The following is a 22,932-nucleotide window of genomic DNA, read 5'->3' on the forward strand; positions in this document are numbered from 1 at the left end:
ATTTATGAATATTCAATAAGTGAGCTAAAACATTGCTTAGGGGTAAATGATTAATTGTAAGATTAAATGCAACATGTAAAAAATATTAAATCCATAGCTAAAATCATGTATGATATTTGTGAGAAATCTAAACATAAGGAGGTTTTCATTATGGTTTGTGAAAATAATTATAACACATCATTAACATCAAAAATCTTATTAACGATGATTAATTTTTACATTACTTGAAGAAAATAAAATTGTTCATTATATTGCTAAATAATTTGGGAAGAAGTCTAAGTACTATCATCTCTGTAATTAAAGGTGACACTTTATTACAATTAAAAAGTGATTCACTAAATTACAAAACTCCAATTACCTAAAAACTTGGGATTTGATATGCAATAGAAAAACTCACTGAGTAGGCATATAACTTTTATTAACAGTTAGTTCGATTTTCTTATTTGAAATAAGATTTATACAAATTCTCCATATTAGATGAAAAATCTTCCCAGCTAGGGTTTGTCGTTTTTTCTCGTTCAGTCAGATAGTACTGGTACTTGTATAGCTTTTTCAAGCCTGCTTTATCTGTTAAATTATTTCTGTATAAATAGTAGATCAACTCATACATTTTGATAACTTGCACATTATCAAGGCCAGTTGACCACTCTTCTGATTTTTCAACAAGTTGAATGACATTGCTATCATTTGCTGCAAAATAGAGCAGCCCTTTGGCCGCAATGTAGGATAATGATTTCACTTCTCCACGATCATCTTTATTATCTAGAAAAGGCTCATATTTTGTGTAAGGAGCAATTTTAGCTTCAATGGTATCCCTTAAGTACCTCTCGATTTTTGTTAAAGAAGCATCTTTATGGATGATGATTTTAGGTGGAAGACTATCTATTTTAGAATCCACATAATTTTTAGAAGAAATTCCAACTAATTCTTCATACACAGCTTCGTGAATAGCTAAATTTGGGAATGCACTAAAAATTGGATCTAACCAGATCTCCCTAAACCTTTCAAATCCGACACCATTCTTAGTTAAAGGTCTTCTATCAGGAGCAATTAAGAAATTTGCATCTAATGTTATCATTTGCTCTGGATTCTCTATAATACTAATTAATGCTGAGTTAGGGTAATTAATATTAATCTTCATTGCCATCTCCACCAAAGAAAGCATCAAGGTCATCTCTATCTTCTTGAGAGACTTTTATCTCATATCCAAATTCATCAGGGGTTCTATTAAAAAGGCTTAGGGTTTCTGCAAATTTCTCTTCATCTATGAGATTGTCTTCAAAGTTTCTAATGATAATCTCGATTTCATTAGCGGAAGTGCCAATGTTATTAGTTGGTTGATTTAGATTAATAAACACTTCCTTATTAATAGCCTGCCCTATCTTACCATATTCTCCCTGAAGATCTCTTTCGTCAACAGAGTACAATTTTTCATACTGCTCTAATGAGATTGCATCTATCTCGTAAAGTCTTTTAACAAGTGAACGGTAAGGAAGCCACCATGTACACTGGAGCCTAGCTATAAATCTCAACAGTGTTTTGTATGGGATTTTTTCAAGTTTAGATGTCTTAAACTCATCAAGTATAATACTACTCAGTACTTTCTCAGGTAATAAGAACTCTGCTGCAAAACGGTTAGCTTTTGCCTCAATAAGGGAATTTTCTTCATCTGACAATCTACTAAGATGTGATCCAGTTTTTGTTTCATAGTGATATAGCTCATGTGCTATTGCAAAGATTTGTTTATCATAATAATCCGCAGTATTCAAACCTATAAAAGTAAGTTTTTTGTCAACTTCCTCAAAATACATAATAGCAGCAGAAAAAGCTGGTCTGTCGTTTTCAGACTTGATAGGATATTCCAACAAAATAATATCTAGTCTATCAAGAATTGTGAAGATATCATTAGCAATAGGAGTTTCGTCCACAAATCCTAAAGATAGCCGCATACGACCAGCTAATCTGCAAATTTCATTTACTTCTATATCATTTAGCGTGATTTTTCTCATTTTCAAATGATCTCCTTAACTTAATTTGCTGTCTAAGGGATAACATCATAGCGAATAGTTTTTCTACACCTTCTTTTTCACTATCGCTTAATGATTCACTTCGAAGAGCAACAAAAGAGTCCTCATTTTCTTTCTCCACAAACATTTCTGTAAGATCAAAACCTAAAACATTTGATAAAGCTTCAAGCTGTACAATAGACGGAATGAAGTCTTCTCTTTCAATACGACCAATCATAATTCTATTTATATTAGTTAAATTACCAAGTTCTTCTTTTGTATATCCTTTTGATTCCCTTAAATTTTTAACTGTTTCTGCTAATTTTTTGGATGATAAAGTTTTCATAGCTCGGACCTCCTTTCAAGGGTACAGTATCTTATTTCTAACTACATGATACTATAAATAACAAAATTCGTCAATATTTATTAAAATTGCATTATATAAGAAATAAATAATAACATTGAATAAAAAAACTATATTAAGAAATTTATAGTTTCATAAAATAATTATGTTTTATAGATAAGCAAAAACAAAGATCATAATTACTTCCCATACTTATCCTTTATCACCTTGTAATGCTCGTGCTCAATCTTGTCCATCTCAGTTTTCTTGTAATTAATTTCCTTTAGTTTTTCATTGATCAAATCTGGTTCGTACTCCTTGAAATTCAACTCCTCTGCCCAAGCCTTAGCTTCATCATGTTCAGGATGCTTTGGATCATTATATATTTCAAGGAATTCATAAAACCCATAAATACCTCCAACATCTTCTGGTGGAGCTGTTTCTGCACCATAAAGTAGTGTAGGGTATCCAAAGTAATAATCATCTACAATCTCTTCAAGTTTAACTGTAAAGTACCATCCATCTCCAAAATCATAGCTATATTTAATTTCTTTGTATTTCTCAAGATAATCATCAATCTTTAGCTTTGTGGGTTTACAAACTTCAATCTTTAGCCACTCCTGGTAATCCTGTTCAAATTCTAGCATATCTGAAGGCGTATTTTTAAGTCGCTCCTCATAATACTCCTTATTTTTTACATAATCTTGATGCTCTATGTACGCTTCTTCATCATTTGTAACGATCATGTTTTCTTCTTTCAGATCAAATTCATACAAGTGATACCAATCAAAAGGATACCCGCTTTGGAAATTTGTAACATTTTGAATAATATCATGTAACCTTTTGTATGTAGCTCCTGCAGGCATTATAACTCTTCTCCAAATTAATGGATTAGAATCTTCAAGTTCTATTCTTATTATATATGATTTCATTTTTTAAGCCCCTCCTAGCACTTCATTGATTATATTTCTCAAATCTTCTTCAATATCAATATCTTTATACCCATAAACTTGTCATCATTAGAGCAAAGTATTTCTCTCGATCGATTTCTAACATTGTATTGTCTTTAAGCACTTTAAAATCTTTATTATTTTAACATTGAGCATTACATTGCGATCATACTCTTTTACTATTATTTAGCTATTTATGAAAGTTTTCATTGAATGATCTTATGAGACGAATATGGGTTGAATTAATTTGATTTTTTCGTTAAATATTGATTTTGTGTTCATTGGTACTGGGACTATTTTTAAAATTATTAGTTTTCGGGAGGCTTATATTTGCTTGCAGATTCTTTTGGTTTAGCATCTATCACAATAACCGTTGCAGGGTTTTCACCAGCTTTTTTCCTATTTTCATAGCTTTCCTCCACTTTCCTAATTATGTTCGATGATCTCCCATTATCAATTAGTAGAAATATTTTATTTTCAGTTCCCTCAGACTTAGCGTACTCTTCAATCTGAATTTCAAATCCATGCAAGGTTTCTCGATTAGAAGTTAGTTTAATCTCCACTACCGTTTTATCGTTCCCACGACTAATCTTAAAATCAACTGGTCCTCTCCCAGTATTCGACTCTGGACTAATATCTAAATTATTTGTCATACAATAATAGAGCGCTATCCCATGTAATGTTTTCTGAATCGCTTTTTCTTCATCTCGTGTATTGGTACCTCTCAGAGTTGTATATCCCTTTTGATTTTCAACCCAATTTTTATATATACCTATTATTTCTAAAGATGACTCATATGAGTTTATATTAGATAGATTAAGTTCTTTATTCCCTTTTATAATAAAATTGATTAATCTCAAGATTTTATAATCAGTGTTCTGATATATATCATAGGGTTTTACATTAGTAGATCTGTAATCTTCAATAACTTTAGCCAAAATATCCGGTTTCATAAAAATGTAATCCTTGATATAACGTTTTTTCTGGCTAGATGCTAATTTCTTCCACTCTTTTCCTACTAGCTCATTCATCTCTTTTTTAATTGTCTCATTTTCGCTGACAACTCTATCAATATCGTCCCATGATTTAGCTATTGGTAATTCATGCAATATATCAATTGGCAATAATAACAACTCACAACCCTTATATGGATTAATAAGTAATCCGGCCTCAAAAGAGTATTCAGGATAATTATCTTTGTTAATACCTAACTCTATATAAACTCGTTTTGTGTATTTAACTATATCATCATAAATAAGTGTTGCTATCATATCACTTAATCTATCTGGTCCTACATTTTGCTCAAATAAGCTTGTTAAATGAAATATCTCTGGCTGATCTGATCCACTTTTAATAATTTCTGAAGCGTCTTTAATTATTTGATTACTCAATTTGGTGCCAAACCCAGCACCACGCGTTCCTTTTGAAAAACCTAAATTAATTCCTCTAATTTCTGAAAAATCAAACTTTTTAACCGCTGTTTTATAAAATTTATCTTGTGGATTTTTTGAAGCTTTCAACAATATACCAAGATCTCTAAAATAGTCATTAATTTTAGCGTATGAATTCTTAAATTCTGGAACTTCTGTATCTTTTAATCTTTTAATGTTAATAAAAAAGTTACTGTCTTCATCCATTAATGAATCAAAGACCTTTAACTCCTCAAGTTGCGAACCTAATCTTAATTCATCTGATACAAATACTGCCATCAATTTCACCTCCACACTTAACCCATTAACAAAATATTCCGATAATTATACCCAAAAACAAAACAGCCACAGCTTAATTACCAACTCACCTATGCCCGTCTCTATCGTCTACTTTCGTTTACAACAAGCCACTTATCTATCTGCATTTACTTCCCTCTCAACTACTTTTACTAAATATTATAAGAATTAAAATCTCAAGTCAATTCTTCTAAGAAAGGTCTATACAGTAGTTTCAAGGAATCTTTGTTTGTTTCCAATGTTGTATCTTTTGCTGATTAATTCTTAGCACACAAATCTATTTGTGTAAATTAATCGTTAAAAACAATTAAAAAAATTTACTAATTTATTTTTCTGAATAAAATTGTAATAATAACTCGCTAACCATATAATGTTAATGTAATAATCTATTCTTTCTAGTATAGTTTAGCTCCAATATCATTAACCATTTTTCTTACTGAATCTACGATATTATCAAAGTTTAACTCACCTTCAGCTTTAAGAACTTTAATTACACTTTCTTCTATTTTCCTCTCAACTTTTTCAGCTATTAACTGTATAATATTATCTATAGAGATTTTCTCCTTTCTTTATTATGGTTTTTAAAATTACATTATATATAAAGGTGAATTGTTCTCTGTATTTTTTTGTTCTTTGTTCAACAATTATTTTACACTAAGATCTATGCTCTATTTAAAAAATTGAATAATTCTTAAATTCTGTACGTCTATTATTTATCTGTCCAAAATCCATATGTAAAAATATTCTTTATATATTCAGCTCTATTATCTATAGCTACCAAATCTACCAATACTCGCTTTATAAAAAAAGATGAATACATATCATCTGCTTTTTATAACACATAACTATAGGCTACTTATGTAGCCCATATCTTATGGCTGTTTGAATTGAAATTGAGTTGATCAGCCTTTAAACTTATATTTGTTCATTTAACTTTGTCCCAGCTCAATGGTGTTCCGCGTGCTATATCAGTCGCAGCTTTTCTATTAATTATTTCATTAAAGTACTTAGGTGCAAGCCCATAACTAGGTCTTATAGATCTAACATTTTCTTCAGTAAATGTCTCACCTGCTTTAATATCTTTTACAACAAATAGGGATCTCCCAAATATTCGACTATTTTTTTTCTTTTCGTTCATACTATAATCAACTTTACCTAAAGCCTTTTCAGCATCTCTTACTGCTTCCACCATTTGCTTGAATTCATTAGGCTCTAAAGAAAAACTTGCGTCTGGGCCACCTATTGATTTATCCAAAATAAAATGTTTTTCAATAACACGTGCACCCAATGCTATTGATACAATTGGTACAGTTATGCCTAAAGTATGGTCAGATAGACCTACTTCAACACCAAATGTTTCCTTCATATTTGGTATTGTATTTAGATTTGCATCTTCAATCTTTGCTGGATACGATGATGTGCATTTAAGTAAAATAATTTGATCATTTCCCATACGTTTACAAGCATTCACTGCTTCTTCAATATCACTTAAAGTAGCAACTCCAGTAGAAATAATCACAGGCTTACCTTTTGATGCAATGTACTCAATTAATGGAATATCCATGATTTCAAATGAAGCAACTTTATATAGAGGTACGTTTAATTCTTCAAGAAAGTCAACTGCAGTTTTGTCGAATGGTGTAGAGAAGAAAATGAGATCCAAACTATTGGCATACTCCATAAGTTCTCTTTGCCATTCCCATGGAGTGTAAGCTTCACTATATAAATCGTATAATGTTCTTCCGTCCCAAATGGTACCACTATCTAATTTAAAATATTCATTGTCACAATCAATTGTAAGCGTATCTGCTGTGTATGTTTGTATCTTAATAGCATCAGCCCCTGATTCTTTAGCTGCTTTTATGGTTTTTTTAGCGATATTGATATCATGTCCATGATTGGCAGAAAGTTCTGCTATGACGAAAGTTTTTTCGGTATTAACTATAGTATGTGTATCTATCTTAATCTTCATCAATTGGTTCCTCCATATCAAAATAAACTTCGCTAACAGTTTTTACTCCAATACCATTGAAATATTTTGGTGTGATTTCTAAACATGAGCCATAACAGATGAGGTCTACCCACCACTTTAGGTCCTTAAACCCAAAATAGTGACGGAATGCCAGAGTACTAGATAGCCTTGGATTTATCTCAAATGGCAAGTATTCACCATCAGCATTCTTTCTAACTTGTACATTAATTGAACCTTTCAGGTTAATTAAATTTGCGATCCTTATAGCTAAGTCATCAATTTTAGGATCCGACACCCTTCTAACAAATTTACTTAAACTTCCATAACCAAGTATTCTTTGAAATGCAATATTATAAATATTTTGACCATCCGAAAAAATGGTTATTGTATATTCATGCTCATTGTCTCCAACTATTTCTTGTATAATACTGTTAGGAAACTTCTTTTTGTAGTAAATAAAATCATCATTATCTTCTATTCTCACTACTCCTTTACTGCCCCGAGAAAATCTTTCTTTCAATAAAAAAGGATAGTTTAATTGATTGGAAAATTCTTTTATATCATATGTTTTTGGATGATTAATTCCATTTTTTTTTAAGAAATCAATAGTTTGAAGCTTATCCATGAATGTATTTATAATTTTATTATGATTTATTAAAACTTTTACTTTATCACCAAAATATAATTTGTTTTCGTTCAGCACTTTAATTTCAATTTCAGAGCTTGGAATAATTAGAGAAATGTCATGATTAATGCATATCAGTTTTATAAAGCTTAAGTATTGATCTCTATTATCTGCTCTAGGAGAAACATAGAATAAATCTACATCTAATTTGTTAGCAGGATACTCATTTATATCACACCCCACAAGTGTCTTGTGATACTTCAACTCATTTAAAATTTTTACAATTCCAATACCAATGTCTCCACCTATTCCAGTAACTAAAATATTTATATTTTTATTTTTCATTTAAAGGTCTCCTTAGTACATTAGAAAGATAGATTGGTTCTCCACCAACACGTTGTATATCTTCTAATAATTGATCAATATTATACTCGAAACTTACAAACTCAAACAACTTTTTACTCGTATCAAATACTACAAAGGATGGAAAACCGCCATCTCTAGGCTGTCCAATTGATCCAGGATTAATTATTTCACAATTTCCTTGCTTTACTATCATAGGATAATGAGTATGACCTTGGAAAACATAATCAAAGTCAACATGAGAATATCTGCTAAAATCTGAATTCGGGTAAACATATTCATCTATTGGTTTCCAAGGGCTGCCATGTATGATTTTTATTTTCAAATCATCAATTAAAATATTCCTTTCCACCGGTAAACTTCGTAAAAAATATATGTTTTCTTCCGTTATTGAATTTAAAAATTTATATATAGAACTACCATATTTTTCAAAATATGATTTAGCATCTCTCTTCTTATCAATTATATCAATAAACATTTTATCATGATTCCCCAAGACACAAATAATGTCTTTCATATTTCGAAGGATGTTAATGACTTCATTGTGATAATAATAATAACCAATAGCATCGCCACAAAATATATTAACATCTATCCTTTTTTCATCCATTTTGATTAAAGCTTCTTCTAATGCATATTTATTACCATGTATATCTGAAAATATACCTACTCTCATATAATCACTTACTTTCAAAAAAATTATCAAGTTTCATAAAGTTACCATTAACATTCCAATCATCAATGAAATTTTCTTTTATAACTTTAGAAACTGAATCTACGTTTCGTAATTTATTTTCTCTGTATAGGTCTATAAAATCATTTTTTTTACTAAATCCTGTTGACTCTGAATTTCTTATTGATTCTTGCATTTCTGTATCCATAACCCCTGGATCAATTGATAGAATTTTTAAGTTTGAGTTGCTATTATTCTCTAATAATGTAACTTCAAGGTACATTTGAATTGCTGCTTTAGACGTACAGTATAAAGACCAACTACCAATCGGTTGTTTATATGCTCCTGAAGAAATGTTAATTATTTTCAATTGTCTACTGTTTAGATTTGCAAACTTAATCAGCTTGCTAATAATAAGAGCTGGTGACAAAATATTAATTGTCAAATTGCTTCTAATATCTTTTTCTTCTAACAAATCAACCGTTGTAATTGGATGAATAGTACTAGCATTATTAATCAGAGTAATTTTAAAATCATCTTTATGATTGAATTGTAGGATTATATTATTCATTAAATCATCTACATTTTCAAAGTTACTTAAGTCAAATGGATATGCCAATATCTTTTGATTACGTTCTTTATTTAATTCGGATTTCAATTTATTTAATTTAAATTGATTTCTAGCTATTAATATTAACACTTTATCTTCATCATTAATTGTTCTTGCTAAAGATCTACCTAATCCATTACTTGCTCCTGTAATTAATACATACTCCATATACTCACCCCATTAATTCATCCATTATCCTTTGTACACCTTTCCCATCTATTAAATTCGAATACTTATTACTAAGAGATATTCTGTATTCTTCTTCCTTTAGAAATTCAATTTCTTCTATTATTTGTTCAAATAAGTTATCCGATTCCCAATTTAATACTTTATGAACAATATTATTATTTAATAATGCTGACACTGTGAACTTTTGATTGTCAATAACTTGAATAGGAATAAATGGTGTGCAGGTAGCTATAAGTTCATATATAGTTTGTCCTGCTGCAGTTATAGCAAAATCTGTTCCTAACATTATTTGCTTAACTTCGTCACCAGTTAAATTGTTGTAAATTTTTACATTATTAACATCATTGTCAAAAATTCCTTTTACATCATTTGATGTGGCCCCAACAATTAGTTTGAAATTTATATCAGGATACTTTGGGCAAATTTCGGTAGTTATACTAGACAACAAATTTCTAGTATCTGTACCACCCATTACGATTAAAGCATTCCTTATGTTTTTTTCTATATAATCTCTTTTGACCCCCTTAAATGGCTGCCTTAAAATAACATATTCTGGACCAGATAATAAAATACTATTTTGAGATTGAGAATAGTCTATATGACTCGCATCTAAAGATGGATTTACAATAATCCCTTCAGGATAGTTTAACCTTCCAAAGTCATCTATGTACAAAGCTCTTTTGGAAATTTGAGATATGGTCTCGTATACTTCCAAATCAGCTTTATAAGAATCTACAATTACATAATCACTTTTAGATATGGATTTGTATAGAATATTCTTATCGAACCAATTTACATATGTAACGTTTTTATTATTTAATAAACTAATATTCTTTTTTTCTCCGTAGATAACAAATTCGACGTTTAACCCTCTACTTTCCGCCTCATCGTATAATGAAGTACATCTTGAAATATGACCCAAGCCTATATCTTTTCCGCATTCAGTAAAAATTTTGACTTTCATCACTATCAATCCTACCTACTTAATTTTTTTCTGCTCAATGTGAGCATTTATTTCATAAAGTTCTGGCATTTTTTCTAATAATTTAACAATATCTCTTAAATAAAAATCATGGGAACCGTGATATAAATTGTTGTATATCTCTTTGATTAATTCAAAGTCTTCATCAGTATCAAGAGTCCATCTATACTTAGAATAATCAGTTTGATTTTTGTAATAATAGATATTATTTGATGTTTCATAAATATATGGTGTAACATGCTCCCTCTGGTATTTTTCAGTAGCATTATTATGCGCCTTTTCTAAAAAATTAAATGAGAACACTTCGGCATCTAGTCCTCTTGGAAATGTACGATTTGCTAAATCATTACCAGCATTAGTAACAATATCAAAATTATTCTCTTTGTAAATTTCTATAATTTCATCTACTATCTTTGGATCTATCAAAGGACAATCTGAAGTGATACGAACTATAACATCAAGATCATATTCTTTCGCAGCATAGTAGTATCTTGATAAAACATCTTCTTCACTTCCTCTAAAAACTTTCACACCACATCTTAAAGCTTCATCTTCTATAACTGTGTCTCTTTCATTAGTTGTTGTTGCAATTATTATTTCACCTATTAATTTTGACTGTTTCACTCGCTCAATCACATGTTCTAATACAGTTTTTCCTTGAAGATTTTTCATAACCTTTCCTTGTAGTCTGGTTGAGCCCATTCTTGCTTGGATAATTGCACCTATTTTCATATTCTTCCCTACTTTCGATAATAGTCAATTACTTTTTTCACTGCTGTCACTACATCATTCACATCTTTATCAGACATGCTAGGAAATAGAGGTAAGGTTATCATATTTTTATACAATTCTTCTGCATTAGGGCATAAACCTTTTTCATAGCCTAAATTTCTGTAATAAGGATGAAGATATACTGGGAGATAATGAACATTCACCCCAATATTTTCAGCCTGCAGCGCTTCAAATATCTCTTTCCGAGTTACAGTTAATAACTCAGGTTTAATTTTGATTACATAGATATGCCAGCCCGAATTTGAGTACTCAGCCTCAAATGGAGTCACAATTTCTTTTAGATCCTTAAATGAATCATTATATAGTTTGACAATTTCTCTTCTTCGACTTATAAAATCTTCAATTTTATTCATTTGACTTGTTCCAAGAGCACTTTGAAAATCAGTCAATCGATAATTGTATCCAAGATATTGTTGCTCATAGTACCAAGGACCATGATTTTCATTTAAAATCTCCTTCTCTCTTGTAATACCATGGCTTCTAAAAATCATCATCTTTTTGTACAGTTTTTCACTATTAGTTGTAACGATCCCACCTTCACCAGTAGTTATAAGTTTTACTGGGTGAAAGCTGAATTCAACCATGTCTGCCTTACTTCCAACTTTTGTCCCTTTATATTCACTTCCTAATGCATGCGCAGCATCTTCTATAATTATTAAATTGTATTTATCAGCAATTTCTTTAATTCTGTCCATGTCAACAGATTGGCCTGAAAAATCTACTGGAATAATTGCTTTTGTCTTATTCGTAATTTTCGCTTCAATTCCATCTGGATCTATATTATATGTCATTGGATCAATATCTGCAAAAACAGGAGTTCCGCCACAGTAAAGTACAGCATTTGACGAAGCTGCAAATGTCATAGGACTAACTATAACTTCGTCACCATCTTTTATTCCTGCTGCAAAGCATGCCATATGTAAAGCAGCAGTACCATTTGAAACAGCAACAGCATATTTAGCTCCTACATAGCTAGCTACTTTATTTTCAAATTCTTTTACAAAAGGACCAGTGGTTAGATAATCTCCTTTTAATACATCAACAACGGCTTGAATATCTGATTCATCTACAGTTTGTTTACCATATGACAAATAGGTATCTCTTATTGGTTTCCCACCAAATATAGCAAGTTTATCCACAATAATTCCTCCAATTTATAGACCTAACATTTCTATCTTTTTTCTTAAACTTTCTACATCTAACCACTCAGAATTTGTTCCTGAATTATACTCCCAACCTTCTTTAATCAAAGTTCCTCCATCTTTAAAGTAATCATCCTTAGACCACCATATATAGTTAGGATAAATAATATAGTAGTTTCCATAATCATACGTGTTTCTAGAATCATCACTAGTTATCATAACCTCATGAAGTTTTTCACCTTCTCTTATACCGACAATATTTATCTTTCCTCCTGGGTTCATAGCAGAAGCAACATCTATAATTTTATAAGAAGGATTTTTAAACACATACGTTTCTCCTCCCTTTGATTCTTCTAAAGCTTTTATAACTAAATCAGCTGCATCATCAAGAGTCATCCAGAATCTTGTCATTCTCGGATCTGTAATTGGTAATTCTTTCACTCCATTATTAAGTAACTCTCTGAAGAAAGGAATTACAGATCCCCTACTTCCAGACACGTTACCATACCTGACAATCGAAAACACTGTACCTTCGTCCCCACGATAAGAGTTGGCTGAAATAAATAACTTATCTGAAACAAGCTTTGTACCACCATAAAGATTGATCGGATTAACAGCTTTATCTGTAGAAAGTGCTATAACTTTTTTAACACCACAATCTAAAGCTGCATCCACAATATTTTGAGCACCATGAATATTTGTTTTTATAGCTTCAAATGGATTGTATTCACATGCTGGAACCTGTTTCATTGCAGCGGCATGAATGACATAGTCTACACCATTAAATGCGCGATACAATCTTTCTTTATCTCGAACATCTCCAATAAAAAATCTTAATTTTGAAATTTTATCTGGAAACTTTTGTGCAAGATCTTTTCTCATTACATCCTGTTTAAATTCATCCCTTGAATAAACGATAATTTTTTTTGGGTTATAACTTTTCAAGAGAATTTCAATAAAATTCTTCCCGAATGAACCGGTTCCACCTGTGATTAAAATTGATTTGTTGTCAAGCATATTATTTCTCCTTTTTTGTAATTGAAAGTTTAGTTTTTATTAACATAGTATTTTTTTATATGATGAAATTTATACAATTGTACTTAATCTTTGGAATATTAACTTACAATCTATAATATGTAATACATTAGTCTTTGCTACGCATCTATTCTTTTTTATAAATACTGTATTTTTTTGGTAACGAGTAAATTTGTAATATGAGTTATAAAAACTTAAAACACAATTTGATTAGATTTCTTTAGCTTAAAAAAATGTTTTTAAAACTACTTTCATATATATATTTTCGGTTTCTTCTTTAAAAAATTAAAGATTGTCATTAAATTTTTCATATATCTCAAAAACATCTCTGTGTATTTTAATATATGAAAATGACTCCTATTAAGTCCTGCTCTCTTCCATTTAAAAAGAGTAGACATAGTGGAGTCTAACTTGATTGCTATTTTTAGAAATGAGTTAGTGAGATTCCTTTAATCCAAAAGATTTTACAATGGATCTTATATCTATATACTTTCCATTTATCGAGCTCATAATAACCTTTCTAATGGGTTATAATCTAATTATATTATAGGCTCCGTTGCTATATTAATCAACATATTTGACTGGTTATGATTATAAATATTTTTTCTAATAATATCTCTTTTGTTTTTTAGTTTTGCGGATTAAATGGTGTTGTATTAGACGCTGATTTCATAGCAATATTCGTAATCCCACTAAAATAAAGTGATACTCTTAAACCTATACTTCATAATCCAAGTTCCTTTTTTAAGTCTTCGTGGCTTATACGCTCTTTATTCTGTTCTTCTTCTAATACCTTGTCAAATAATGAAAGTTCATATTCATCCTCTATCTTCTCCATAACAGCTTGACAGATAAATGTTGATAAGTCCATATTATGAATCTCTGCATATTTTCTTATTAATATATCCTCTTTATCATTTAATTTTAATAAAACTATAGGCAAGATACCACCTCCAAATCCCATTAGATTTACTCCATAAACAAATAATCAAAATTACTTCCCATACTTATCCTTTATCAGCTCGTAATACGCGTGTTCAATCTTGTCCCACTCAGTTTTCTTGTAATTAATTTCCTTTAGTTTTTCATTGATCAAATCTGGATCGTACTCCTTGAAATTCAACCCCTCTGCCCAAGCCTTAGCTTCATCATGTTCAGGATGATTTGGATCATTATATATTTCAAGGAAATCATAAAACCCATAAATACCTCCGACATCTTCTGGTGGAGCTGTCTCTGCACCATCAAGTAGTGTAGGGTATCCAAAGTAATAATCATCTACAATATCTTCAAGTTTAACTGTAAAGTGCCATCCATCTCCAAAATCATAGCTATACCTAATCTCTTTATATTTTTCAAAATAATCATCAATCTTTAGCTTTGTGGGTTTGCGAACCTCAAGCTTAAGTCGCTCCTGATAGTACTGCTCAAATCCTAGCATGTCTGAAGACGTATTTTTAAGTCGCTCCTCGTAATACTCCTTATTTTTTACATAATCTTGATGCTCTATGTACGCTTCTTCATCATTTGTAACGATCATTTTTTCTTCTTTCAGATCAAATTCATACAAGTGATACCAATCAAAAGGATACCCGCTTTGGAAATTTGTAACATTTTGAATAATATCATGTAACCTTTTGTAAGTAGCCCCTGCAGGCATTATAACTCTTCTCCAAATTAATGGATTAGAATCTTCAAGTTCTATTCTTATTATATATGATTTCATTTTTAATCTCCTCCATTCAGACTCTAAAACGGATTATTATATTTATACTTGTGTTCTCTATTCTGATTGATCGAAACTCTTAATAATCTCTTGATGATTTTCCAAATAATCATGGACAACTTTACGACTTTAACAATTAAAAACATGTTATAATCTCTTCCCCTTGTAACATAAGGAAACTGAGAAATTGTAAGTATATTTTATTTTATTATTCATCTATTTTATCATATGCTTCCCATAATTCCATAGAATCAATCAATTTTTAAGTTAGAATCAAGATATGTAGCTGCTCTTAATGTGATTTTCTCTACCTATTATATTTATACCTTATAAGAAAACCACAATCCCTATTCAGATTAGACTTATATTTGAATGATACTAATTCCTTCCTATAGCCTTTCATGATAACCTCCATGGCTTTACTTTTATTCAAGTAGGCATCTTTTAATTTATAAAGTCCATCTGCAACTTTAAAATTCTCAACATAAACTGAACATTCATCATCTGTTAAGAAGTCATGCTCATACTCTGTGATTTCAATGTTATAGTCTAAGCAACCTTCTTTGAAAAATATATGAAAATCAATAGGACTAGTATTTTCAAAACTGATACCCTCAATTATTGTAACTAATTCTTTATATTCTTCTGATTCTTTTACTCCTTTATTAAATGCCCAGTCATCTACATAAGTATAATTCCTCTTATTGTAGCGATTATTTTTTAATTGATCAAGTAGCACTTTTACTCCATCCAAATCAAAGCTCAATTCCACTACAGAAAGTTCTTTTTCAATTTGATCATTTAAAAAACTTTCAAAATATCCAGCAAGTCTCTCCGAAATGTTTAGTTCATTGTTGCAATATTGTAAATCCACTATCAAAGGTCTAAAACGCATTTCTTTAGAATTTTTAACATCGATCGATTCGTTATATCCATAAAAATCTTTAAAACGCTGTTTTAATAGATAATTTATATCAGGTATTTTTGGTACAGTATCAACTGCTTTTTCTAATTCTTCGTCCACTAATCGTTCCATTTCTTCATTTAAGTTTTTGAACATACCCTTTTGAACATCCAGTGTTAATGAGTATCTAATACCAATCCACTCTGATATTTCTTCCATCTTATCCAGATTTGGCTTTTTAATAGTCTGAGTGTCATAGTCAAAGAAATCCAACATAGAACCAATGTAAAATTTTTTGTTTTCTATTCCATCCCAATTATTTATCATCTTATATGGAATTAGTCCAAACTCATAATATGATAATAAGTAATTAAATATAGCAAAGTTTACTCCCATATCTATATTCCACACACTAGTCTTGACAATAAATTTCGGAGGAAAGTATTCAAGAAATTTTAATTCTTTATAATCTTGAGGAGACAAGTTCCAAAGTGCCTTCACTATTTGCTTAAAACATGTTTTAATAACTAAGTTAAAAGATATTCTACTTGTATGAATGTTTCGCTCATATTCATAAATTAAAGATTTCAATTTCTTACGGTGCTCTTTATATAAAGTCTCTGTTTCAAATTCAGAATACAGATATATTGCTAAATAGATTATTGCGATTGTTTCAAATAGCTTATCGCTTTTTGAATTCCTTTGAGAATATAAAACCTTTGATATACTAATTAATATATCCTTTGCATCTTCAATTTCTTTATTAACCAGTATGAAATCTCTGACGATATATAATAATGTCTTCTGTTTAATAGTATCATAGTTGTTTTCAACTGGATAGCGAAATTCAGAAACATGAATTATCAACTTTTCTAACAAACTATTTTTTACTCCTTTATTGATAATATCATTGAAATATATGTTCAAAAAATATTGGTATAGTATGAATATCTTATCATCGTCCTCTATATAACTTTGATCCTCAAATCCATTTGAGATCTCAATCATAGAGCTTGAATTAAGTTCTTTATCATTTAGAAATTGAATGTCTTGAAGCTCTTTATAAAAAATTTCTCTTTTGTCATAGCTACTATACTTTTGCTCCATTGAGTTATAAAGTTTAAGAACTTTGTCGATAGCCGGAATAAATCCAATAGAATTACTAACAATTTTAAAAGTATCCCTTAATTCTTTATCTATCAATATAGAAATATCCTCTGTTAACTTGCTTTTCACTATAGTATTTGAAATCATATTTAAATGTTTGTCAATACTTGAAATCCCATATGTTTCAATTGAATAATTCAGGCCCGCAAATAATCTTTTAAATAAGCTCTCAATCTCTTTGTTATTATTCTTTTCAACAATAATATTGATTTCTTCCGATACTCTATCTGTACAAAAGTTCTCGTCGCTGATTAGCTTCCATGTATATTTACTTGTTGTTGAGATCAAAAGAACCACAGTAATAAGAATTGCCACTAGAGTGTTTATCATACCTATAGCTAATATCAATGTTGAGATAACTATTGATGATAATACTACAGGAATTATACGAGATAATATTAAATAATCATTTCTGAAATTTGCAATCTCTTTAATTGAAAATCCATAATATTTTTCATCAAATGAGTTCACAACTATTGTAAGTAATGTTGCACTTATGGCAGCAATTGTCACTATAGCTGTGTACACGTAATAAATGTATTCTTTACTTACACTAATCAGTGAGATTCCTTGATAAGATAAAATGTCCATAAATATGCCAAACAATAGAATCAATAAAGTAGTTAATATCAATTTTCTTGTTTTAATCATCACAATTCACCTCCCACGCAAACCTATTTATGCAATATTCTGACATTTCTTTATAAAAGTTAAACGGGCAAATCTTCAGGTTTTAAATGCCCGTTTTGATTTAATACTAATTTTATCTCATATAAACTTTACCCTAATAATACTAGTTTCTTTTAATAACTTTTATATTAAGTAAGTGTAGCTTTTCTACATCATCTTAATAACAGTCCCAAGTCAGCTCACATTTATAATTATATAACGCTATGTTTAAAGGTGAATATGTCGATAAAAGGCTGACATAAAAACTTTATAATATAAAATTCATATTCAAAAATTATACTCTTGAGTACATTTTATCATAGTAATTAGCATAATCACCAGAAATGATATTCTCAATCCATTCAGTGTTCTCAAGGTACCACTGAATTGTTTCTTTCATACCTTGTTCAAATGTATATACTGGCTTCCAACCAAGTTCTGTAGTAATCTTTGTGTTATCAATAGCATATCTTCTATCATGCCCTGGTCGATCTTTTACGTATTTTATTAAGCTTTCTGATTTACCAATAGTATGAATAATAAATTTTACAATCTCAATATTTGTCTTCTCATTATTTCCACCGACATTATATACTTCTCCAACTCTTCCTTTATGTAGAACCGTATCAATTGCAGAACAATGATCATACACATGAAGCCAATCTCTCACTTGCATTCCATCACCGTAAACAGGAAGTTCTTTATCTTTTAAGCAATTGTTAATCATTAGTGGAATGAGCTTCTCTGGGAACTGATATGGACCATAGTTGTTGCTACATCTTGTTATATTTATTGGCATTCCAAATGTTTCGTGGTATGCTCTTACAATCATATCAGCACTTGCTTTTGAAGCTGAATATGGACTATTTGGCATGAGAGGCATTGTCTCGACAAACTTTCCAATTTTGCCTAATGCTCCATAAACTTCATCAGTTGACACTTGCAAGAATTTTACTCCTTCTTTATACTCCTTACAATATTTATCACTTGGATTAACTTTCCAATATTTCTTAGCTACATCTAAAAGTACTTGAGTTCCTATAATATTTGTAGTTAAAAACACTTCTGGTTCTTCAATACTTCTGTCTACATGTGATTCTGCTGCAAAGTTTACAACTGAAGTAATATCATTGTTCTTGAAAATTTCTTCAATTTTTTCTCTATCTCTAATGTCAGCTTTGATGAATTTATAATTAGGGTTGTTATCAATATCTTTTAAATTCTCTAGATTTCCAGCATATGTAAGAGCATCTACATTGATAATTCTATAATCCGGATGCTTTTCGAGCATTAATTTAACAAAATTGCTACCAATAAATCCTGCCCCACCTGTTACCAAAATAGTTTTCATTTTCTTAATCCTCCTGCTTATTTAGTTCTTCGATAAATCTGGTTAATGCATCTTCCCAATGTGGCATTTTATCAATACCAGCTTTTGTTGTATTTTCTTTTGATAATCTTGAGTTTGAAGGACGTTTTGCTTTCGTTGGATAATCTTTAGTAGAGATCGGATTTACTCTTATGTCAATCCCAGTTTTTTTGAAAATCGATTCAGCAAATTCATACCAACTGCAATAACCTTCATTCACGCCATGGTAAGTTCCATATGCTTTTGTTTTAATTAATTTGACAATAAAATCAGCTAAGTCCTTTGTATACGTTGGTGCTCCAATTTGATCATTCACTACATTAATTTCATTTCTTGATTCAGCAAGTTTTAGCATAGTTTTAACAAAATTATTGCCATTCAATCCATAAACCCAAGAAGTTCGGACTATGAAGTGTTTATCAATTAATTCTCTGACGATTTTCTCCCCTTGCTCTTTTGTGTACCCATAGTAATTAATAGGATTAGTTGCTTTGTCTTCAGAATGTGGCTCTAATCCTGTGCCATCGAATACATAATCTGTACTTATATAAACTACTTTTGCATTAATCTCTTTCGCTGCTTCAACGATAGCTCTAGTCCCCTCTACATTAACTAAGTAGCATAAATCTTTCTCTTCTTCTGCTTTATCAACAGCTGTATAAGCAGCACAATGAATAATTACATTTGGTCTTTCTTTTAAAATATATTTTTTAACTTGGTTCTTATCTGTAAGATTAAATTCATCTCGCATAGGAGCAATAACATCAAAATCCATTTCTTTTAATTTCATCATGACATCATGACCAAGTTGACCATTTACTCCTGTAACCATAAATTTTAGGCTGAAATCTACGTCACTGTCTTTGAGTAATGGTGCTTTTAAATCTTTTTCTGAAAGTATTGGAGTTTTAATACCCCAATTTATTCCAATATCTGGATCATCAAATCGTATACTTCTATCACACTCAGGTACATAATATTCATCAACTTTATATTGAACTTCTACATCATCAGTTAAAGTTAAAAACCCATGAGCAAAGCCTTTTGGAATGAGAAGCTGCTTTTTATTATCCTCAGATAGCTCGACTCCTACCCATTGTTTATATGTAGGGGAACCTTTCCTTAAGTCAACAGCAACATCTAAAATCTTTCCTTTTGTACATCTCACTAACTTTGTTTGTGCTTTTGGATTTTTTTGAAAATGCAATCCTCTTAATGTTCCTTTTTGTGCTGACATAGAATGATTATCCTGAACAAATTCAATATCTATTCCTAAATCTTTAAACTTAGCTTTAGAATAAGTTTCTGAAAACCAACCTCGATGATCTCCGAAAACTTCTGGTTCTATTATCAATAAATCTTCTATTTCTGTTTTTATAATATTCATTGAGTTACCTCTCTTAGTATCTAATTTTCCCTTCTGCAACCTTTTTGAGATGCTCTCCATATGGTGATTTCCCATATTTTTCAGCTGATGCTAAAAGTGTCTGTCTATCAATCCAATTGTTACGATAAGCTATTTCCTCAAGAGCAGAAATCTTTATACTTTGTCTCTTTTCAATCATTTGAACAAATTCTGCTGCTTCAATTAGACTATCCATTGTTCCAGTATCAAGCCATGCATATCCCCTGCCAAGTAATTTTACACATAAACTACCATCTTCAAGATACATTCTGTTTAAGTCAGTAATCTCGAGTTCTCCTCTTGCTGAGGGTTTCACTTTCTTAGCAAACTCTACTACTCTATTATCATAGAAATAAAGACCGGTTATACAATAATTAGATTTTGGATTTTTTGGCTTTTCCTCAACTGAAATTACCTTGCCATTTTCATCAAATTCTACAATGCCAAACCTTTCTGGATCATTGACATAATATCCAAAAATTGTAGCTTTACCATCCTTTGCATTTTCAGCTGCTTCTTTAAGTATGTGAGTAAATCCATTCCCATAATATATGTTATCTCCAAGAATCATGGCTACTTTATCGTCACCTATGAAGTCTTCACCAATAATAAACGCTTGTGCTAATCCATCAGGTGAAGGTTGTTCAGCATATGATAAACTAATTCCAAACTCACTACCATCACCCAGCAACCTCTTAAAATTAGGTAAATCATGAGGTGTAGAGATAATTAAAATTTCTCTGATACCTGCTAACATAAGTACTGAGAGGGGATAATATATCATTGGTTTGTCATATACTGGTAATAGTTGTTTTGAAGTAACCATTGTTAGTGGATATAAACGCGTTCCTGATCCTCCAGCTAAAATTATACCTTTCATTATTTTACCTCCTTTAATTATTAGGTAGTGCTCATTTATCGTACTTAAATTTTATATATTCATATTTTATTTAAATAAGAGATTATTATCGAATATAGGAATAAATACTCTTGTAAACCTATCCTGTAAAATCAATTCCATGACAAAATTAATAACTACAAAAAGTGCCACTTGAATGTTATACGAATATCTCAATTTAGTTTTTCTTTTAATACTTAAATCTGTTAGTGCAAAAACTGAATATTTCAATATTGCCAAACTACGATAAAAGCGAAGAAACTGTAGATTCACTAAAAACAAAGGAAATAATATAATACTTATAATGTGCATTCCTAATACCAAATTCACGAACTTTTCTTCTTTACCCCCATAATACTCACTTTTTCTGAGAATAGATAAAGATTTCTTTAATAAATAAATACTTGCTAAATAATAGAACACTGGGATGATAAAGCCAAAATCAACTTTTGTATTAAAATAAACGTAATACATCTCCATATCAAAGATTTTTAGCAGATTATCTATGAACGGAATTTGATTGTTATTTAATAAAACAATGAAAACAAACGAGATTGCTAAAAAAAACGTATAAAGTTTTAAAAATTTTTTAATTGAATTGTTTTTTACCTTTAGCAAAATAAATATTAAATAAAACAGAGAGGAAATATGTATTGATGCGGATAAAAAAATGCATACTAAATATTTTACAATACTTATCTTATCATCATTTATTAGATACTTAGAAGAATATACAAATATTGCCACACTTAAAAAAACCTTATTTGAGTTACATCTAATAAAAATGGGTAGAACAAGTACGCTAGCAGTACATAATTAGTTATATTCTTATTTTTAATCGAACTCAAAATAATTATAAATCCTATTAATATAACCATCACTGCAAATTGATGGTATGATAAACCAATTGTTCTTCCTAAAGCCATAAGTAGAGAGAAAACCGGTTCTAGTCTTGAATATTCTGCATTATTATACATTCTTTCATAAACTAAATAATCAGCGTTGAAATAATTCCCCATTGATATAACTAACATCATAATCAAAAGAATTATGTAAGAACTTTTTTTCCTTGAAATTTTTATTATAGATTGAAAAATAGTAATAACAGTCAAAGCATAAATCAAAGCTCCTCCCTCCCTTCTAATCATCTTTAGCAGCTGGTTGTAGAACTCTACAACTCCCATATTTACTGCCTTTTTATATATTGAAATGGCTAGATTTCCCCCATTTTGGGTATATATACAGTGTCAAAATGTGTATAACTCAAAACAAAACAGAAAGGAGAATCTTATGCCAGTTTCAGCTAAACAATTAAATCTTTGTGATATTTCTAATGATTTTGATAAGTTTTATAATCAAAATCAAGATGACTTTCTTTCTCTATT

Annotated in this window: 19 protein-coding genes and 1 pseudogene; all 20 read right to left on the reverse strand. The window is 30.1% G+C overall.

Annotation, left to right across the window (positions count from 1 at the left end; all coding sequences use genetic code 11):
• Positions 1 to 439: 439 nt before the first annotated feature.
• The 20 genes and pseudogenes from E4100_RS04340 to E4100_RS09590 all read right to left on the reverse strand — a co-directional run bounded on the left by E4100_RS04340 (position 440) and on the right by E4100_RS09590 (position 22,731).
• Positions 440 to 1,141: a hypothetical protein gene (locus E4100_RS04340; RefSeq protein ID WP_135270817.1), complete on the reverse strand. Its 702-nt coding sequence runs from the start codon at positions 1,139 to 1,141 to the stop codon at positions 440 to 442.
• The gene (locus E4100_RS04345; RefSeq protein ID WP_135270818.1) at positions 1,131 to 2,009 is read right to left on the reverse strand and encodes an ImmA/IrrE family metallo-endopeptidase; all 879 of its coding nucleotides are present in this window, start codon (positions 2,007 to 2,009) and stop codon (positions 1,131 to 1,133) included. Before E4100_RS04345 ends, E4100_RS04340 begins: the two co-directional genes overlap by 11 nt.
• Positions 1,987 to 2,352 (reverse strand): helix-turn-helix domain-containing protein, encoded by a 366-nt coding sequence (locus E4100_RS04350; RefSeq protein ID WP_135270819.1) that lies wholly within the window; start codon positions 2,350 to 2,352, stop codon positions 1,987 to 1,989. The genes E4100_RS04345 and E4100_RS04350 overlap by 23 nt, the downstream gene beginning before the upstream one ends.
• Positions 2,353 to 2,549: 197 nt before the next feature.
• The gene (locus tag E4100_RS04355) at positions 2,550 to 3,281 is read right to left on the reverse strand and encodes a plasmid pRiA4b ORF-3 family protein (protein WP_135270820.1); all 732 of its coding nucleotides are present in this window, start codon (positions 3,279 to 3,281) and stop codon (positions 2,550 to 2,552) included.
• Positions 3,282 to 3,607: 326 nt separating this feature from the next.
• On the reverse strand, positions 3,608 to 5,008 hold the full coding sequence (locus E4100_RS04360; RefSeq protein ID WP_135270821.1) for a hypothetical protein: 1,401 nt from the start codon (positions 5,006 to 5,008) through the stop codon (positions 3,608 to 3,610).
• A 943-nt stretch (positions 5,009 to 5,951) separates the two neighbouring features.
• Entirely contained in the window at positions 5,952 to 6,998 is a 1,047-nt protein-coding gene (gene pseI, locus E4100_RS04365; protein WP_135270822.1) for a pseudaminic acid synthase, read from the reverse strand.
• Positions 6,988 to 7,968 carry an ATP-grasp domain-containing protein gene (locus E4100_RS04370; protein WP_135270823.1) on the reverse strand — a complete coding sequence of 327 codons (981 nt, stop codon included), beginning with the start codon at positions 7,966 to 7,968 and terminating at the stop codon, positions 6,988 to 6,990. The genes pseI and E4100_RS04370 overlap by 11 nt, the downstream gene beginning before the upstream one ends.
• Positions 7,958 to 8,662: a metallophosphoesterase family protein gene (locus E4100_RS04375; protein WP_135270824.1), complete on the reverse strand. Its 705-nt coding sequence runs from the start codon at positions 8,660 to 8,662 to the stop codon at positions 7,958 to 7,960. The genes E4100_RS04370 and E4100_RS04375 overlap by 11 nt, the downstream gene beginning before the upstream one ends.
• Positions 8,663 to 8,666: 4 nt before the next feature.
• Positions 8,667 to 9,437: an SDR family NAD(P)-dependent oxidoreductase gene (locus E4100_RS04380; protein ID WP_135270825.1), complete on the reverse strand. Its 771-nt coding sequence runs from the start codon at positions 9,435 to 9,437 to the stop codon at positions 8,667 to 8,669.
• A gap of 4 nt (positions 9,438 to 9,441) precedes the next feature.
• Positions 9,442 to 10,422 (reverse strand): PseG/SpsG family protein, encoded by a 981-nt coding sequence (locus tag E4100_RS04385; RefSeq protein WP_135270826.1) that lies wholly within the window; start codon positions 10,420 to 10,422, stop codon positions 9,442 to 9,444.
• Positions 10,423 to 10,437: 15 nt separating this feature from the next.
• Positions 10,438 to 11,172 carry a cytidylyltransferase domain-containing protein gene (locus E4100_RS04390; protein WP_135270827.1) on the reverse strand — a complete coding sequence of 245 codons (735 nt, stop codon included), beginning with the start codon at positions 11,170 to 11,172 and terminating at the stop codon, positions 10,438 to 10,440.
• An 8-nt stretch (positions 11,173 to 11,180) separates the two neighbouring features.
• A complete protein-coding gene (gene pseC / locus E4100_RS04395; RefSeq protein ID WP_135270828.1) occupies positions 11,181 to 12,371 on the reverse strand; it encodes a UDP-4-amino-4,6-dideoxy-N-acetyl-beta-L-altrosamine transaminase in 1,191 nt (396 codons plus the stop codon).
• A 15-nt stretch (positions 12,372 to 12,386) separates the two neighbouring features.
• Complete coding sequence (pseB, locus tag E4100_RS04400) at positions 12,387 to 13,391, reverse strand: UDP-N-acetylglucosamine 4,6-dehydratase (inverting) (protein WP_135270829.1); 1,005 nt, start codon at positions 13,389 to 13,391, stop codon at positions 12,387 to 12,389.
• A 742-nt stretch (positions 13,392 to 14,133) separates the two neighbouring features.
• Positions 14,134 to 14,352, reverse strand: a complete 219-nt coding sequence (gene relB, locus E4100_RS04410; protein WP_135270831.1) for a type II toxin-antitoxin system RelB family antitoxin — start codon at positions 14,350 to 14,352, stop codon at positions 14,134 to 14,136.
• Between the two features lie 51 nt (positions 14,353 to 14,403).
• The gene (locus E4100_RS04415) at positions 14,404 to 15,135 is read right to left on the reverse strand and encodes a plasmid pRiA4b ORF-3 family protein (protein ID WP_135270832.1); all 732 of its coding nucleotides are present in this window, start codon (positions 15,133 to 15,135) and stop codon (positions 14,404 to 14,406) included.
• 307 nt (positions 15,136 to 15,442) lie between these two features.
• Entirely contained in the window at positions 15,443 to 17,857 is a 2,415-nt protein-coding gene (locus tag E4100_RS04420) for a hypothetical protein (protein WP_135270833.1), read from the reverse strand.
• Between the two features lie 313 nt (positions 17,858 to 18,170).
• Positions 18,171 to 19,226 (reverse strand): dTDP-glucose 4,6-dehydratase, encoded by a 1,056-nt coding sequence (gene rfbB / locus E4100_RS04425; RefSeq protein WP_135270834.1) that lies wholly within the window; start codon positions 19,224 to 19,226, stop codon positions 18,171 to 18,173.
• A 4-nt stretch (positions 19,227 to 19,230) separates the two neighbouring features.
• The gene (gene rfbD / locus E4100_RS04430) at positions 19,231 to 20,631 is read right to left on the reverse strand and encodes a dTDP-4-dehydrorhamnose reductase (protein ID WP_135270835.1); all 1,401 of its coding nucleotides are present in this window, start codon (positions 20,629 to 20,631) and stop codon (positions 19,231 to 19,233) included.
• A 13-nt stretch (positions 20,632 to 20,644) separates the two neighbouring features.
• Positions 20,645 to 21,529, reverse strand: a complete 885-nt coding sequence (gene rfbA, locus E4100_RS04435; RefSeq protein ID WP_135270836.1) for a glucose-1-phosphate thymidylyltransferase RfbA — start codon at positions 21,527 to 21,529, stop codon at positions 20,645 to 20,647.
• Between the two features lie 66 nt (positions 21,530 to 21,595).
• Positions 21,596 to 22,731: pseudogene (locus E4100_RS09590) on the reverse strand (EpsG family protein).
• Positions 22,732 to 22,932: the final 201 nt, after the last annotated feature.

This window comes from Soehngenia longivitae (assembly GCF_004684055.1).
GTDB classification, from domain to species: domain Bacteria; phylum Bacillota; class Clostridia; order Tissierellales; family Tissierellaceae; genus Soehngenia; species Soehngenia longivitae.

Excerpts from the sequence above, each read along its gene's own strand:
- E4100_RS04350 (WP_135270819.1), bottom strand. The coding sequence starts at position 2,352 with ATGAAAACTTTATCATCCAAAAAATTAGCAGAAACAGTTAAAAATTTA.
- E4100_RS04385 (WP_135270826.1), bottom strand. The coding sequence starts at position 10,422 with ATGAAAGTCAAAATTTTTACTGAATGCGGAAAAGATATAGGCTTGGGT.
- E4100_RS04345 (WP_135270818.1), bottom strand. The coding sequence starts at position 2,009 with ATGAGAAAAATCACGCTAAATGATATAGAAGTAAATGAAATTTGCAGA.
- E4100_RS04390 (WP_135270827.1), bottom strand. The coding sequence starts at position 11,172 with ATGAAAATAGGTGCAATTATCCAAGCAAGAATGGGCTCAACCAGACTA.
- E4100_RS04375 (WP_135270824.1), bottom strand. The coding sequence starts at position 8,662 with ATGAGAGTAGGTATATTTTCAGATATACATGGTAATAAATATGCATTA.
- rfbB (WP_135270834.1), bottom strand. The coding sequence starts at position 19,226 with ATGAAAACTATTTTGGTAACAGGTGGGGCAGGATTTATTGGTAGCAAT.
- pseB (WP_135270829.1), bottom strand. The coding sequence starts at position 13,391 with ATGCTTGACAACAAATCAATTTTAATCACAGGTGGAACCGGTTCATTC.
- E4100_RS04380 (WP_135270825.1), bottom strand. The coding sequence starts at position 9,437 with ATGGAGTATGTATTAATTACAGGAGCAAGTAATGGATTAGGTAGATCT.
- E4100_RS04355 (WP_135270820.1), bottom strand. The coding sequence starts at position 3,281 with ATGAAATCATATATAATAAGAATAGAACTTGAAGATTCTAATCCATTA.
- E4100_RS04360 (WP_135270821.1), bottom strand. The coding sequence starts at position 5,008 with ATGGCAGTATTTGTATCAGATGAATTAAGATTAGGTTCGCAACTTGAG.
- pseI (WP_135270822.1), bottom strand. The coding sequence starts at position 6,998 with ATGAAGATTAAGATAGATACACATACTATAGTTAATACCGAAAAAACT.
- E4100_RS04340 (WP_135270817.1), bottom strand. The coding sequence starts at position 1,141 with ATGAAGATTAATATTAATTACCCTAACTCAGCATTAATTAGTATTATA.
- E4100_RS04370 (WP_135270823.1), bottom strand. The coding sequence starts at position 7,968 with ATGAAAAATAAAAATATAAATATTTTAGTTACTGGAATAGGTGGAGAC.
- rfbD (WP_135270835.1), bottom strand. The coding sequence starts at position 20,631 with ATGAATATTATAAAAACAGAAATAGAAGATTTATTGATAATAGAACCA.
- E4100_RS04420 (WP_135270833.1), bottom strand. The coding sequence starts at position 17,857 with ATGATTAAAACAAGAAAATTGATATTAACTACTTTATTGATTCTATTG.
- E4100_RS04415 (WP_135270832.1), bottom strand. The coding sequence starts at position 15,135 with ATGAAATCATATATAATAAGAATAGAACTTGAAGATTCTAATCCATTA.
- rfbA (WP_135270836.1), bottom strand. The coding sequence starts at position 21,529 with ATGAAAGGTATAATTTTAGCTGGAGGATCAGGAACGCGTTTATATCCA.